Origin of the sequence: Sorangium sp. So ce385 (assembly GCF_051474135.1) — a bacterium.
In the GTDB taxonomy this organism is placed as follows: domain Bacteria; phylum Myxococcota_A; class Polyangia; order Polyangiales; family Polyangiaceae; genus Sorangium; species Sorangium cellulosum_D.
This window is the reverse complement of sequence record NZ_CP150337.1, coordinates 8,463,445-8,477,225: the sequence shown is the minus strand read 5'-3', so window position 1 is coordinate 8,477,225 and position 13,781 is coordinate 8,463,445. Positions and strand designations below refer to the sequence as shown.

The following is a 13,781-nucleotide window of genomic DNA, read 5'->3' as shown; positions in this document are numbered from 1 at the left end:
CTGTCGCGTAGGGGGCGCGTGGGGTGAGCGCGTCGCAAGCGCGTCCGCTGCGCGTTTCCTTTTCGAACCCGATCGGTGTACTACCGCGGCCGCCGTCTCCGTCGCCGTCCGTTTCGCCTTCGCGAGCCGTGGTGTGACTACGGCAGCCCAGCAGGTGCCCATGCGCAAGATCGTCGTCCACGAGCCCGGCAGCCACGACAAGCTCCGCGTCGAGGAGCACCCGGACCCGGTCCCCGGGCGCGGCGAGGTGCTCGTCGACGTGCAGGCGGCGGGCGTCAACTACGCGGATTGCGTCGTCCGCATGGGCCTTTACGAGTCGGCGAAGAAGTACGTCGGTTGGCCCATTACACCGGGCTTCGAGGTCGCGGGCACGGTGGCCGCGGTCGGCGAGGGCGTCTCGGATCTCGCGCCCGGGGCGCCCGTCGTCGGCGTGGTCCGCTTCGGCGGCTACGCCTCGCGCGTCGTGGTCCCGCGCCACCAGGTCTTCCCACTGCCGTCGCGGCTCACGCCGGAGCAGGCCGCGGGCTTTCCGGCGGTGTTCATGACGGCGTACTACGCGCTGTTCGAGCTCGTGCGGCTGCGGCCGGGCATGGCCCTGCTGGTGCATTCGGCCGCCGGCGGCGTGGGCAGCGCGCTGGTGCAGCTCGGCAAGATCGCCGGCTGCCGGGTGGTCGGCGTGGTGGGCGCGGCGCACAAGGTCGAGCCGGCGCGGCGCCTCGGCGCCGACGCGGTGATCGACAAGAGCAGCGAGCCGCTCTGGGCGGCGGCGGAGCGGCTCGCGCCCGACGGCTACGACGTGGTGCTCGACGCCAACGGGGTCGAGACGCTGCGGCAGAGCTACCGGCACCTTGCGCCGGCGGGCAAGCTCGTCGTGTACGGCTTCCACACGATGCTGCCGCGGCAGGGCGGCCGCCCGAACTACCCGAAGCTCGCGCTCGACTTCCTCAAGATGCCCCGCTTCAACCCGCTCGATCTCTGCAACGACAACAAGAGCGTGCTGGCCTTCAACCTCTCGTACCTGTTCCACAAGGCGGAGATCCTGCGGGAGGCGATGGACCGGCTCGAGGGCTGGCTGGAAGAGGGGCGCCTCTCGGCGCCCCTGGTGACGGCGTTCCCGCTGGATCGGGCCGCGGACGCGCACCGGGCGATCGAGTCGGGCAAGACGGTGGGCAAGCTGGTGTTGACGATGTAGCGCGCTGGCGCTGCCGGCGCGTCATCATCCGCTTTTCTGGATGGGCATCACAGGTCAGGGGAGAATCTCTTGTTCTCGTTCATCGCCGCCTTCAACATGCCGGACGCGAGCGATCGCGACCCCGCCGCGTTTCTCCGCCGCACGGCGGTCCTCGTCGGCGAGCGGATGCCCTCCGTGGGCCCGGAGCCCCGGATCGCGCTGGAGGTCTTGCCGGAGGTCGGCGGCGGGTGGGCGCTCCTCGCGCCGGAGCCGCGGCCGCGGCTCGACCTGCTCGATCAGGTGGTCACCGACACGCACGCTGTGCTGTTGTTCGGCGATCTGCAAGGCGAGTCCAGGGCGTCGCCCGCGAGCGCCGTCCTCCGCGCCTACAGGTCGGGCGGCGGGGCCGCGGTGGCCGCGCTCGACGGCAACTTCTCCGCCATCGTCGTCGACCGCGCCGAGCGCACCGTCGCGGTGATCTCGGACCTGCTCGGCCGCCGGGCGCTGCGCACCCTGCACGCGGGCGGGGCCCTCTACGTCTCGCCGCACGACATCGCGCTCGTGGCGACCGGGGCGTGCCCCGTCGAGATCGATCACGCCTCGGCGTGCTCGATCGTCGCCGCCGACTGGTCCATCGGCGGGCGGCCGCTGCTCGCGCGCGTCGAGCCGTGCGAGCCTTCGCACTGGCTGCGCTTGCGGGGCGGCCGCCTGGAGCGGCTCGCCGCGCCGCTCGGGCTGTTCGAGGGCCGCGTCGATGCCCGCGACGCGGCCGCGGTCAGCGAGCGAATCGACCTGATCGTCGACAACATGCGCGACAACACGCGCTTCGCCGCGGCGGGCTTCGACACGGTCCGGGCCGACCTGACCGCGGGCATCGACAGCCGCGCCATCTTCGCGCTGGTCGCGTCGGTCGTGCCGGCAGAGCGCATCGTCGCCAAGACCTCGGGCGCGCCCGACAGCCTCGACGTGCGCGTGGCCAGGCGCATCGCCGCCCTCTCGGGCGTACGGCACGAGCACCGTGAGCTGGATCTGCCCATCCATGATGACTTCAGCCGTCACGCGGATCTCATCGCGTTCCACATGAACGGCGATTCCAGCGCCAAGCGCGCGATTGACAGGTATCCGAGCTGGGACGACGAGCGCCCCCTGGGCTTCGACGGGGGAGGGGGCGAGATCTTCCGTGGCTATTACTATGCTCGCCCCGGCCAGTACCGGCGGGTGGCCGGCGCCAGCGCCGGCGACGTCGCGGCCTTCCTCGCCCGGAAGTGGCGCCGCCTTGCCGCGCCAGGCTTCCGCTCGCCCGAGCATCCGGCCGCCGTCCGCGAGCGCACCCAGGCGGTGGTCGAGGCGATGTTCCGGCGCTCGCCCGACGTGCACGACGTGCTCGATCAGTTCTACCTCTTCGAGCGGTATGGCCGCTGGGGCGCGCTCACGTCGCGCTTCTCCTGGTGGAGGAGCTTCAGCCCGTACGCGAGCCCGTCCGTCGTGCGGCTCGCGTTCGGCCTGCCCTCCCCGATAGGCATGCACGCGGGCCTGCACGACGCCATCGTGCGCCGCTTCTTGCCGCCCGCGCGCGGCATCCTCGTGAACGACAACGCCCTGCTCCGGCTCCAGGGGCCCGGCCTCGGGCGCATGCTCGCGCGCGATCTGCTCTATGTCACGAGCGAGGTTTGGCGAGCGGCGACCGCGTGGCGGGGCCGCTCGGCCAAGCAGCGCCGCTCCGTGGACGCCATGCGCGCCGACATGGTCGCGGGGCCGCTCCACGACTACGCGCGCGACGTCCTCCTCTCGCGAGACAGCATCGCCGTGGATCTGCTCGGGCACGAGCTCGCCGCTCGCCTGCTCGACGAGAACAGGGCGCGCCGGCAGCACCTGGAGACCCTGTGCAACCTCCTCGGCATCGAGCACTTCCGGCGGCTCGCCACGTCCACCGCCGCGGCGGCAGCCGGGCGTTGACCCGGGTCGATGGGGGCCATCGCCGGCTGCGCGGGACGAAGCCGCTCCCGACCTCGGCGCACTCATCGTCCCCCGGCTTCTCCGAGTTGGAATGGATGCCGAAGGTCCAGTGGTGTCTCTGAGGCGATACGGGCCGCCCGAGTCGCCGCTGCAGACTCGGATGTCGTCCGCGTCCCCGTTACAAGGCCATCGGGGAGCTGGCGGACCACGACGACCGCAACGACCCTTGAGGGAGAGCTTCGTCGCGCTGCGCGACACGCTCTCTCTCGATGGTGCCCAGAGCGCTCGGCGCCGGCGAGTTCCGGCTGGTCAACGAGCCGCATCCGCAGAGAAGCGGGTATGCTCGCTGTTCTTGATCTGGAGCCACCTTCGGGATTTGAACCCGAGACCTACGGTTTACGAAACCGTTGCTCTACCACTGAGCTAAGGTGGCACGCCTCTCGTCGAGGAGGCGCGCAGATTACCCACTCGCCCCGCCGAGTCAAGCTCTTTTATTCGCCCCTCGGCCGGCCTCTCTGTCTGCGCGGCTTCCGCGGCTTCCGCTGGCTCGCCGTCACCGCCGCCTCCACGGCCTACCTCGCTTCCCCGCTCCTCGTCGGGCCCGTCGCGTCGCCGGCGCTCCCTCTCGCGAAGAACTCGCCCAGCCGCTCCGAAAGCTCCGCGGCCGCCGACCAGTGCATCATGTGCCCGGCGTCCGGCAGCTCGACGTGCTCCGCGCGCGCGAGCTTCGCCACCCGCGCCGCCTCGTCCGGCGGGCGCCACCCGGTCGGCCCGCCGCTCACGATCAGCGTCGGGCACGCGATGCGCTCCAGGAACGCCGCGAACGCCTCCGCCTGGAACCAGAGCGGCGACGTCGTCCGGTGCATCGGATCGTACGCCCACGCGAGCTCGCCGCCGGGCTCCTCGCGCGTGAGCAGCGGCGCGCGCGTCGCCAGCACGTCGCGCGGCACGCGCGGGTGATGCGCGGCGAGCCGCGCGATCGCGTCCTGCATCGACGCGAGCCGCCGCGGCGCCCGATCGAGCCCCTTCATCTCGCGCAGCCACGTCTCCATGCGCGCGACGGCGATCTCGGGCCCGCGCGCCGGCGGCCCCAGGCCCTCGAGCAGGGCCAGGCGCTCGACGCGGCCGGGGCTCGCGCCCGCGTAGTACACCGCGACCGCGCCGCCCATCGAGTGGCCCACCACGCCGAGCCGCGCCGGCGCGAGCGCGTCGACGAGCGCCGCGACGTCGGCGACGTAGTCGGGGAAGTAGTAGTAGCTGCCCGCGCCGACGCGGCCGCTCCGGCCGAAGCCGCGGAGGTCGGGCGCGATCACGTCGTGCCCCGCCCGCGCGAGCGGCTCGGCCACGAGATCCCACGTGCTCCCCGCGTCGAGGAAGCCGTGGAGCAAGAGCAGCGTGAGGCCGGACGGCGGCGCGGCGTCGTCGCGAAAGCGATGGACGCACAGCGTGAGGCCGTTGGCCCTCCAAGGTTCTGACGTCCTACGCACCACGCGCGTGCTCTCGCGTGCAGGCGCCCACGTCAACCCCCCGCGCGCGCCGCGCGCCCGGCGCCGTCACCGCTTCGCCGGCGGCGCCGCAGGAGCCGCCGGGGGGAGCATCGTCCCCGTCGCCACCGGCGCGGCCGATCCCGCCGCCGCAGGCGGCGCGCCCGCAGCGCCCGGCGCGCCCGCAGCGCCCGGCGCCGCGGCGTCGGACCCGGCCGGCGCGGCGCTCGCCGACGCCGCAGGCGCCGCCGGGAGCGCGGCGCCCGTGAGCTGCGCGGCGTCCTTCAGCACCTCGTCGGCGTGCACGCCGGGATCGACGTCCGGGTAGACCTTCGCGACCTTGCCGTCGGGATCGATCAGGAACGTCACGCGCGCGATCGACCCGAGCCGCGTCGGCACGCCGAACGCGTTGGCCCACGTCTGGTCGGTGTCGACGAGGATGGGGAACGGCAGCCTGTGCTCGGTCGCGAACGCCTCGTGCGACTCGCGCGTGTCGGGGGAGACGCCGAAGACCTGCACGTTGGCCTGCTTGAAGCGGTCCCACGCGTCGCGGAACGCGCACGCCTCCTCCGTGCAGCCCGGCGTCCCGTCCTTCGGATAGAAGTACACGACCACGGCGCGACCCCGCTGGTCGGACAGCCGCTGGATCGCGCCGTTCTGATCGGCGGCGAACACGTCGGGCGCCGTCGCGCCGACCGGGAGGAGCCCCTGTCCACCGTCGGGTCGCTCGGCCGCGCCACACGCGAGCAGCGAGACAAAGGCAAAGACGACAGCAACAACGACAAAAACGAGGGCAGTCGGGAAGCGTCTCTTCATCAGAGCGCCACGTTAGCACGCACTCGGTAGGATCGATCCGACGCTTCTGGTACGTTGCGCCGACAGGAGACCAGGCCGATGGCGATCTACGGAAACGGCAACGGCGCCGCACCCGGCGCGGTGCGCCAGGGCAGGGGAATCACCTACCCCGATTTCTCTTCGCCTACCGTGGATAAGGTCATGGTGGAAGAGCGTGCAGCCGGGCTCGGCAAACGAAGCATCAAGGGCCCGGCCAAGGTCGCCGGCCTGAAGCTGGCCATCTCCATGATGGACCTCACCACCCTCGAGGGGAAAGACTCGCCCGGAAAAGTCGAGCAACTCTGCCAGAAGGCGCTTCGCCCTCACGAGCGCGCGGACATCCCGCCGTGTGCGGCGGTGTGCGTCTATCCGAAGCTCGTGCCCGTCGCCAAGCGAGCGGTCGCGGGCTCGACGGTCAAGGTGGCGAGTGTGGCGACCGCCTTCCCGAGCGGGCTGTCCACGCTCGAGGTCAAGCTCGCCGACGTGCGCCAGGCGGTCGAGCTCGGCGCCGACGAGATCGACATGGTGATCGACCGCGGCGCGATGCTCGCCGGCGAGGTCAACGCCGTGTACGACGAGATCGCCGCGACCAAGGAGGCGTGCGGGCGCGCGCACCTCAAGGTGATCCTGGAGACCGGCGAGCTCGGGAGCTACGACCGCGTCCGCAAGGCGAGCCGCATCGCGATGCTCGCCGGCGCCGATTTCATCAAGACCTCGACGGGGAAGGTCACCCCGGCGGCCACGCCCGCGGTGACGCTGGTGATGCTCGAGGCGATCCGCGATCACGCGCACGCGACCGGCCAGCGCGTCGGGATGAAGCCGGCCGGCGGCATCCGGACCGCGAAGCAGGCGCTCCACTACCTCGTGCTGGTCAAGGAGACCCTCGGCGACGCCTGGCTCACGAGCGACCTGTTCCGCTTCGGCGCGTCCACGCTCCTCAACGACGTGCTCATGCAGCTCGAGAAGGAGCGGACCGGCGCCTACCAGGGCGGCGACTATTTCAGCAAGGACTGACCGCGCGCGGCGCGGCATGACGTCGCGCGGCGTGGCGTCGCGCGGCGTGGCCGGGTCCGATGTTCAACGCGCGGCGGCCGGCGTAGAGTGCGCGGCATGAGCGACAAGAGCACCGCCCCGGCAGGCGGCGACGGGGGCGCGCCCCGCGAGTCAGGCGTGGAGCGCGCCGCGCGCGACGCGAGCCCCGCGCGCGAGGCGGCCGTCGTGTTCGGCGACGCGTGGCGCTACGCGCCGGCGCCCGAGGGGCGCGACCACGTGAAGATCGCGCCGCGGTACGACCTCTTCATCGGCGGCGCGTGGCGCGCCCCGGAGTCGGGCCGCTACCTCGACAGCGTCAGCCCGTCGACCGAGGAGAAGCTCTGCGAGTTCGCCGAGGCCTCCGAGCGCGACGTCGACCTCGCCGTGCAGGCGGCCCGGGCCGCGTACGAGAAGCACTGGTCGCGCCTGCGCCCGCTCGATCGCGGCAAGTACATCTACCGCATCGCCCGCGCCCTCCAGGAGAAGTCGCGCGAGCTCGCGGTCGTCGAGTCGCTCGACGGCGGCAAGCCCATCAAGGAGTCCCGCGACGTGGATCTCCCGCTCGCGGCCGCGCACTTCTTCTACTACGCGGGCTGGGCCGACAAGCTCGAGCACGCCTTCCCCGGGCGGGATCCGCGGCCGCTCGGCGTCGCGGGGCAGGTGATCCCGTGGAACTTCCCGCTCCTCATGGCGGCGTGGAAGCTCGCGCCCGCGCTCGCGGCGGGCAACACGTGCGTCCTCAAGCCCGCCGAGACGACGCCGCTCACGTCGCTGCTCCTCGCGAAGATCATCGAGGAGGCGGACCTGCCGCCCGGCGTCGTCAACGTGGTCACGGGCGCGGGCGCGACGGGCGCCGCGGTCGTCGGCCACCCCGGCGTCGACAAGGTCGCGTTCACCGGCTCGACCGAGGTCGGCAAGCGCATCCAGCGCGCGCTCGCCGGCACCGGCAAGCGGCTCACGCTGGAGCTCGGCGGCAAGGCCGCGAACATCGTCTTCGAGGACGCGCCGCTCGATCAGGCGGTCGAGGGGATCATCGGCGGCATCTTCTTCAACCAGGGCCACGTCTGCTGCGCGGGCTCGCGCCTGCTCGTCGAGGAGAGCGTCCACGACGCGCTGCTCGTCAAGCTGCGCGAGCGCATGGCGACCCTGCGCGTCGGCGATCCGCTCGACAAGAACACGGACGTGGGCGCCATCAACTCGCGGGCGCAGCTCGAGAAGATCCAGGAGCTCGTGGCCGCGGGCGAGCGCGAGGGGGCCGCGCGCTTCTCGGTGAGCTGCGCGCTCCCGGAGCGCGGCTACTGGTTCGCGCCGACGCTCTTCACGGGCGTCGCGCAGTCGCACCGGATCGCGCGCGAGGAGATCTTCGGCCCGGTGCTCTCGATCCTGACCTTCCGCACGCCCGAGGAGGCGATCGAGAAGGCGAACAACACGATGTACGGGCTGTCGGCCGGCGTCTGGACGGGCAAGGGCTCGAAGAGCTTCTGGGTCGCGCAGCGGCTGCGCGCCGGCGTCGTCTGGGCGAACACCTTCAACAAGTTCGACCCCAGCTCCCCGTTCGGCGGCTACAAGGAGAGCGGCTTCGGCCGCGAGGGCGGGCGCCAGGGGCTGCTCGCCTACCTCGAGGTGGACTGATGGCGCTCGGCAACGGCGAGGCGGGCGCGCGCGTGGGCGTGCGCAAGGCGTACAAGATGTTCGTGGGCGGCGCGTTCGTGCGCTCGGAGTCGGGGAGGTACACGCAGGTGCGCGATCACGGCGGCGCGGGCGCGGTCGAGAACATCCCGCGCGCCTCGCGCAAGGACGGGCGCGACGCGGTGCTCGCGGCGGCCGGCGCGCTCGGCGGCTGGTCGTCGCGCTCGGCCTACAACCGCGGGCAGATCCTCTACCGCCTCGCGGAGATGCTCGAGGCGCGGCGCGCGGAGCTCGCGGCCTCGCTCGAGCGCGGCGGCCTCGACGCGGGCGCCGCCGAGCGCGAGGTCCTCGCGTCGATCGATCGCGCCGTCGCCTACGCGGGCTGGGCCGACAAGTACCAGAGCCTCTTCGCGAGCCTGAACCCGGTGTCCGGCCCGCACTTCACCTTCACGGTGCCCGAGCCGATGGGGGTCGTCGTCATCGCGGCGCCGCCGCGCCCCGCGCTCCTCGGCCTCGCGGGCGCGCTCCTGCCGGTGATCACCGCCGGCAACACCTGCGTCGTGCTCGCCAGCGAGGCGGATCCGCGCACCGCCCTCGTCTTCGGCGAGGCGCTCGCCACGAGCGATCTCCCGGGCGGCGTCGTCAACCTCCTCACCGGACAGCTCGCGGAGGTGCTGCCGCATCTCGCCGCGCACATGGAGGTCGCCGCGCTCGATCTGCACGGCGTGGACGCGGCCCTGGCGAAGCGCCTCGAGGAGGCGGCCGCCGCCAGCGTCAAGCGGGTGCGGTCCCGCGCGCTCGGCGAGGCGGAGTGGTTCGACGACCGGGCGGCGACGTCCCCGCGCTGGATCGAGCGGTTCGTCGAGCTGAAGACGATCTGGCACCCGGCCGGGCCGTAGCGCGGGGCGAGGTGCGCCGCGCGCCCCGCGCCGCTCAGCGGCCGAGCACCATCCCCGTCTGCAGCGTCCGTCCGGCGACGAGATCCGCGGCCGCGAGCGGCTTCCGCCCCTCGGCCTGCGCCCGCAGGATCTGGATCGCGCCGTCGCCGCAGGCGACGATCACGATGTTGCGGCCGGCCATCACCACGGTCCCCGGCGGCGCCCCGTCGCGGTCGGCCTCGCGCTCGACGCGCGCGGCGAGCACCTTGAGCGCCTTGCCCTCGATCGTCGTGAAGGCGCCTGGCCACGAGGTCATCCCCCGGATGTGGTCGTGGATCTGTCGGGCGCTCCGGTCCCAGCGGATGCGCCCGTCCTCCTTCTTGAGGAGCGGCGCGTGCGTCGCCGCCGCGTGGTCCTGCGGCGTCGCCTGGAGCTCGCCGTCCACGGCGCGGCGGAGGTCCTCGCGCACGACGCGCGCCGCGAGCGCCCCGAGATCGACCGCGAGCTCGTCGGCGGTCGTGTCGGGGCCGATCGGGATGCGATGGATCGCGTAGACCGCCCCGGTGTCCATGCCCTCGTCCATCTGCATCAGCGAGACGCCCGTCTCGGCCTCGCCCCCGGCGATCGCCCAGGTGATCGGCGCGGCGCCGCGGTAGCGCGGCAGGATCGACGCGTGCAGGTTCATGCAGCCGCGCCGCGGCGCATCGAGCACCGCCTTCGGCAGGATGCGCCCGTAGGCGATCACGAGCGCGACGTCCGCGGCGGCGTCCTTCACCCACGCGGCGAACTCGGGCGTGCGGATCTTCTCGGGCTGCACCACCGGCAGGCCGAGCTCTCCGGCCTTCACCTTGACCGGCGGCGCCTTGAGCTCGAGCCCGCGACCGGCCGGCCGGTCGGGCTGGCAGACGACGCCGACGACGTCCGCGATCGACGCGAGCGCCTCGAGCGAGGGCACGGCGATGGCGGGGGTACCGAAGAAGAGCGCGCGCACGCCCTAGCTTCTAGCAGGAGCGGCGCCCGGCACGGCGCCTTCTTCGTCGCGACCGCGCCGGCGCCGCCGCGCGGAGGTGGCTCAGGGCTGCGCCGCCGGCCGCCCGCCCTGCTCGCCGTCGTTGGCCCCGCGCGCCGCTGCGCCGCGCGGATCGGCGCAGCAGCGGAAGCCGGTCTCGTAGAACACGAACTTCGGGTCGTGCGCGTCGTTCGTCCCGCGGCAGCCCGTCCACGGCTTGGCCCAGAAGCCGCCCATGAGCGCGCCCGGCCACCGCCGGCCGCGGCGCGACGCGACCCACTCCTCGACGTTGCCCATCATGTCGAAGATGCCGAACGACGAGGCGCAGCCGGCGTAGGACCCGCTCGGGGCGCCTTGCCAGAGCCGCTCCACCTCGCGCCGCGCGATCTCGCCGGAGGCGCCGAGCTTCCGCTCGTCGACCGGCCGCCACGCCTTGCCGCTGTTGCAGACGGCTCTGTCCACGCGCCAGCCGTAGACGAGGGGGCGCCGCTCGGGGCCCTCGCACGCGAGCTCCCACTCCTGCTCGGCGCACACCCTCTTGCCGCGCGCCGCGCACCACGCGGTCGCCATCTCGAACGACTGCATGACGAGCGGCTTCGCCCCCCGCTGGTTCGGCGCCTCGAACTGATCCATGCACACCGCGATCTCGGTCGTCGGACCCTCCTCCGCGGTGATGCCCTCCCAGTAGGCGAAGCAGTGGGTGGCCTTGCCGCTCTTGACCGGCTCGACGCAGACGTGCTGCACCTCGTCATGGTGGGTGCCGGTGACGAGCCGCATGTCCGGCGGGCACGCCGGGCTGGGCCCTGGATCGAGGGACGGCGCCGCTGGCAGGCTGAGCATCGCGAGCGCGAGCGCGCCGAGGCCGAGCAGGGGATCGATCATCGTTCGCGAGGGCTCCGGTGTCGCTCCGCGCCGGGCGCCGCTGCGGCCGAGCCCTCGTCGCGGCGCGACGTCGGGGAACGGTGGGGAGACGATGCGCCTCTCATCTGACGCGGTGGGCGCCGCGGTGGGCGCCGCGGCGGACCCTGCGCCGCGTCGCCGCGCCGCCCGACAAGCGAGCGCTGCAGGTCGGAGCTGACCCGCAGAATATCCCCATTCAAAAAAATGGCCAGGGCTGTGGCACGCGGCATGCGCCGTGTCTATGGTGAGTTCCCGTAGCCTCGCGGGCTGTCTTCCACCAGAGCTGCCAGCAGGGCTCCGCGTCGCACCGTTCGCATCCGTCTGGATGCAAGCCAGGATGACCGGGGCGCGCGCCCGCCGCGCGACCCGGGCTCAGGTTGATGAAGGGGTTTACCTCCCCCGGTCGGGTGCCTAGAGGAGATCGCCATGTCCGAGAAAAAGAACCCGCCGATGCCGCCGCGCTCCGAGGAAGAGGTCGTCTTCGGCGACGAGCTGCCGGTTCTGCCGATCCGCAATGCGGTCCTGTTCCCGGGCGCCGTTGCGCCCTTCGATGTCGGCCGCGAGAAGTCGGTCGCGCTGGTCGAGGATGTCGACAACCTGCCCGGCCCGGTCATCGCGATCTTCGCCCAGCGCGATCCGTCGACCGACGATCCCGGCGCCGAGGATCTGTACCCCATGGGCTGCGCCGCGCGCGTGCTGAAGGCGCTCAAGCACAGCTCCGGCAACTACTCGCTGATCCTGCAGGGCCTCACGCGGATCCGGCTCGACACCGTCACGGCCCACACGCCGTACCTGCGCGCCAAGATCCGCCGCATGGACGAGCCGGCGACGGAGGACGTCGAGGCGGAGGCGCTCGCGATGAGCCTGCGCGACATCGCGAAGCAGGTCATCCAGCTGATGCCCGAGCTCCCGCGCGAGGCTGGCTCGCTCATCGACTCGATCCAGGCGCCGGGCGCGCTCGCCGACCTCGTCGCGGCGAACCTCGACGCGCCGGTCGAGGAGAAGGCGCAGCTCATCGAGACGATCGACGTGAAGGAGCGCATCCGCAAGGTGCTCCGGCTGCTCACGCGGCAGCTGGAGATCCTCAAGATGCGCGAGCGCATCAACTCCCAGATCAAGGAGGAGATGGGCAAGAACCAGCGCGAGTACGTGCTCCGCCAGCAGCTCAAGGCCATCAAGGAGGAGCTCGGCGAGGACGACGGCGATCAGGGCGATCTCGACGGGCTCGAGGATCGCATCGCGAAGGCGAACCTGCCGACCGAGGCGGAGACCGTCGCGAAGAAGCAGCTGAAGCGGCTGCGGACGATGCAGGTCGGGTCGGCCGAGTACACCGTGGTGCGGACGTACCTCGACTGGATCCTGGACGTGCCGTGGACGCAGTCGACGCAGGACAACCTGGACATCGGCAGCGTCCGCAAGGTGCTCGACGAGGACCACTACGGCCTGGAGAAGGTCAAGAAGCGCATCCTCGAGTACCTCGCGGTCCGCAAGCTGAAGCAGGACAAGAAGGGCCCGATCCTGTGCCTGCTCGGGCCGCCCGGCGTCGGCAAGACGTCGCTCGGCCGGAGCATCGCGCGCGCCCTCGGCCGCAAGTTCCACCGCGTCTCGCTCGGCGGCGTGCACGACGAGGCGGCGATCCGCGGCCACCGGCGCACCTACGTCGGCGCGCTGCCCGGCCAGATCATCCAGGGCATGAAGAAGTCGGGGACGATCAACCCGGTCTTCATGATGGATGAGGTCGACAAGATCGGGCACGACTTCCGGGGCGACCCCTCGGCGGCGCTGCTCGAGGTGCTCGACCCGGAGCAGAACAACACGTTCGCGGATCACTACCTGGAGATCCCGTACGACCTGTCGCACGTGATGTTCGTCGCGACGGCGAACGTGGCCGATCCGATCCCGCCGCCCCTCCGCGACCGCATGGAGATCCTCGAGATCCCGGGCTACACGCGGAAGGAGAAGCTCGCGATCGCGCGGCAGCACCTGCTCCCGAAGCAGCTGTCCGAGCACGGGCTGACGACCGAACAGCTCGAGGTCACCGACAAGGCGCTGGAGGAGATCATCGATCACTACACGCGCGAGGCCGGCGTCCGCTCGCTCGAGCGGCAGATCGCGGGCGTCATCCGCGGCGTCGCGGTGAAGGTCGCGGAGGGCGACACGCAGAAGCGGCGCGTCGACAACGAGGACGACCTGCACGAGTTCCTCGGCCCGGCGAAGTACACGAGCGAGGTCGCCGAGCGCACCGCCGAGAGCGGCGTCGCGACGGGCCTCGCGTGGACGAGCGTCGGCGGCGAGATCCTCTTCATCGAGGCGACGCGGATGTACGGCACGGGCAAGCTCCAGCTGACCGGCCAGCTCGGCGACGTGATGAAGGAGTCCGCGCAGGCGGCGCTGTCCTTCGTGCGCAGCAACGCGGCGAGGTACGGCATCGCGAAGGACTTCCTGGAGAAGAGCGACCTGCACATCCACATCCCCGCCGGCGCGATGCCCAAGGACGGGCCGAGCGCGGGCGTGACGATGTTCACGGCGCTCGTCTCGCTCCTCACCGGGATCAAGGTCCGCCACGACGTCGCGATGACGGGCGAGATCACGCTCCGCGGTCGGGTGCTCCCGATCGGCGGCCTGAAGGAGAAGGTGCTGGCGGCGCACCGCGCCGGCATCAAGCGCATCATCGTCCCCGAGCGCAACCGGGCGGATCTCGAGGAGGTCCCGAAGGAGGTCGTGGACGAGCTGCAGTTCTTCTTCGTCAGCCGGATGGAGCAGGTCCTCGAGGCCGCGCTCGAGCGGCTGCCCGAGCCCGCGCCCGCGACCGAGGAGTCGAAGGACGGCGAGAAGAAGGACCTGGAGAAGTCGGAGAAGAGCTCGATCGCGAGCAACTGATCCAGGGC

Annotated in this window: 10 protein-coding genes and 1 tRNA gene; 6 read left to right on the top strand and 5 right to left on the bottom strand. The window is 72.1% G+C overall.

Translation table 11 applies throughout. The features are described 5' to 3' along the window. The first annotated feature begins 160 nt into the window (after positions 1 to 160). Positions 161 to 1,192, top strand: a complete 1,032-nt coding sequence (locus WME83_RS30810) for a synaptic vesicle VAT-1 family membrane protein (protein ID WP_437313281.1) — start codon at positions 161 to 163, stop codon at positions 1,190 to 1,192. Positions 1,193 to 1,261: 69 nt separating this feature from the next. Continuing rightward, entirely contained in the window at positions 1,262 to 3,127 is a 1,866-nt protein-coding gene (locus WME83_RS30805) for a hypothetical protein (protein ID WP_437313280.1), read from the top strand. Between the two features lie 358 nt (positions 3,128 to 3,485). On the opposite strand, the gene WME83_RS30800 is transcribed toward WME83_RS30805, so the two are convergent. The 3 genes from WME83_RS30800 to WME83_RS30790 all read right to left on the bottom strand — a co-directional run bounded on the left by WME83_RS30800 (position 3,486) and on the right by WME83_RS30790 (position 5,427). Further along, positions 3,486 to 3,560 (bottom strand) — tRNA-Thr (locus WME83_RS30800). Positions 3,561 to 3,699: 139 nt separating this feature from the next. Continuing rightward, entirely contained in the window at positions 3,700 to 4,614 is a 915-nt protein-coding gene (locus WME83_RS30795; protein WP_437313279.1) for an alpha/beta fold hydrolase, read from the bottom strand. A 66-nt stretch (positions 4,615 to 4,680) separates the two neighbouring features. After that, positions 4,681 to 5,427, bottom strand: a complete 747-nt coding sequence (locus WME83_RS30790) for a peroxiredoxin (protein ID WP_437313278.1) — start codon at positions 5,425 to 5,427, stop codon at positions 4,681 to 4,683. 78 nt (positions 5,428 to 5,505) lie between these two features. On the opposite strand from WME83_RS30790, the gene deoC reads away from it, so the two are divergent. From deoC to WME83_RS30775, 3 genes are all read left to right on the top strand, one after another. Then, positions 5,506 to 6,459 carry a deoxyribose-phosphate aldolase gene (deoC, locus tag WME83_RS30785; RefSeq protein ID WP_437313277.1) on the top strand — a complete coding sequence of 318 codons (954 nt, stop codon included), beginning with the start codon at positions 5,506 to 5,508 and terminating at the stop codon, positions 6,457 to 6,459. A gap of 96 nt (positions 6,460 to 6,555) precedes the next feature. After that, a complete protein-coding gene (locus tag WME83_RS30780) occupies positions 6,556 to 8,109 on the top strand; it encodes an aldehyde dehydrogenase family protein (RefSeq protein ID WP_437313276.1) in 1,554 nt (517 codons plus the stop codon). Continuing rightward, positions 8,109 to 9,005 carry an aldehyde dehydrogenase family protein gene (locus WME83_RS30775; protein ID WP_437313275.1) on the top strand — a complete coding sequence of 299 codons (897 nt, stop codon included), beginning with the start codon at positions 8,109 to 8,111 and terminating at the stop codon, positions 9,003 to 9,005. Before WME83_RS30780 ends, WME83_RS30775 begins: the two co-directional genes overlap by 1 nt. Before the next feature lie 34 nt (positions 9,006 to 9,039). On the opposite strand, the gene fmt is transcribed toward WME83_RS30775, so the two are convergent. Both fmt and WME83_RS30765 read right to left on the bottom strand, forming a co-directional pair. Next, positions 9,040 to 9,975 (bottom strand): methionyl-tRNA formyltransferase, encoded by a 936-nt coding sequence (fmt, locus tag WME83_RS30770; RefSeq protein ID WP_437313274.1) that lies wholly within the window; start codon positions 9,973 to 9,975, stop codon positions 9,040 to 9,042. A gap of 81 nt (positions 9,976 to 10,056) precedes the next feature. Beyond that, complete coding sequence (locus WME83_RS30765) at positions 10,057 to 10,875, bottom strand: formylglycine-generating enzyme family protein (RefSeq protein ID WP_437313273.1); 819 nt, start codon at positions 10,873 to 10,875, stop codon at positions 10,057 to 10,059. Positions 10,876 to 11,319: 444 nt separating this feature from the next. Between WME83_RS30765 and lon the strand changes: the two genes are divergently transcribed. Continuing rightward, complete coding sequence (lon, locus tag WME83_RS30760; protein WP_437313272.1) at positions 11,320 to 13,773, top strand: endopeptidase La; 2,454 nt, start codon at positions 11,320 to 11,322, stop codon at positions 13,771 to 13,773. The last annotated feature ends 8 nt before the right edge of the window (positions 13,774 to 13,781 follow it).

What these genes read in the sequence shown, in the direction of transcription:
- WME83_RS30790 (WP_437313278.1), bottom strand. Translation starts at nt 5,427, where the DNA reads ATGAAGAGACGCTTCCCGACTGCCCTCGTTTTTGTCGTTGTTGCTGTC.
- WME83_RS30780 (WP_437313276.1), top strand. Translation starts at nt 6,556, where the DNA reads ATGAGCGACAAGAGCACCGCCCCGGCAGGCGGCGACGGGGGCGCGCCC.
- lon (WP_437313272.1), top strand. Translation starts at nt 11,320, where the DNA reads ATGTCCGAGAAAAAGAACCCGCCGATGCCGCCGCGCTCCGAGGAAGAG.
- WME83_RS30765 (WP_437313273.1), bottom strand. Translation starts at nt 10,875, where the DNA reads ATGATCGATCCCCTGCTCGGCCTCGGCGCGCTCGCGCTCGCGATGCTC.
- WME83_RS30810 (WP_437313281.1), top strand. Translation starts at nt 161, where the DNA reads ATGCGCAAGATCGTCGTCCACGAGCCCGGCAGCCACGACAAGCTCCGC.
- WME83_RS30775 (WP_437313275.1), top strand. Translation starts at nt 8,109, where the DNA reads ATGGCGCTCGGCAACGGCGAGGCGGGCGCGCGCGTGGGCGTGCGCAAG.
- deoC (WP_437313277.1), top strand. Translation starts at nt 5,506, where the DNA reads ATGGCGATCTACGGAAACGGCAACGGCGCCGCACCCGGCGCGGTGCGC.